At 39.7% G+C, this 418-nt stretch carries 2 tRNA genes; both read right to left on the reverse strand.

Annotated features, from left to right (window positions below):
• Nucleotides 1–210: 210 nt before the first annotated feature.
• A tRNA-Ala gene (locus tag AB4513_RS24320) sits at nucleotides 211–286 on the reverse strand.
• Between the two features lie 21 nt (nucleotides 287–307).
• Nucleotides 308–384: transfer RNA gene (locus AB4513_RS24325), tRNA-Ile, on the reverse strand.
• Nucleotides 385–418: the final 34 nt, after the last annotated feature.

The following is a 418-nucleotide window of genomic DNA, read 5'->3' on the forward strand; positions in this document are numbered from 1 at the left end:
TCAATTGTGAATCAAACTAAGTTTGATTCGAATACAAGACACTTGAATGTGTTTGTTGTGTTTATCTAATGATAAGATAAACATTGAGAACTTTTAAATTTGATTGAATTACTCGTAAGTAATCAATCAGTCAGCTTTCCAAATTGTTAAAGAGCTTGATTCAAACTAATGAACCATTTTTAAATATTTTCAGATAAAAACACTTAAAGATGGTGGAGCTATGCGGGATCGAACCGCAGACCTCCTGCGTGCAAGGCAGGCGCTCTCCCAGCTGAGCTATAGCCCCATCTTTGTTTCTAGTCGATATTGGTGGGTCTGAGTGGACTCGAACCACCGACCTCCCGCTTATCAGGCGAGCGCTCTAACCAGCTGAGCTACAGACCCAATATCGTCTCTTTTACTTTCTAAACCTAATCAA

It is taken from the genome of Vibrio sp. 10N.222.54.E6 (genome assembly GCF_041473955.1).
Lineage (GTDB): Bacteria > Pseudomonadota > Gammaproteobacteria > Enterobacterales > Vibrionaceae > Vibrio > Vibrio tasmaniensis_A.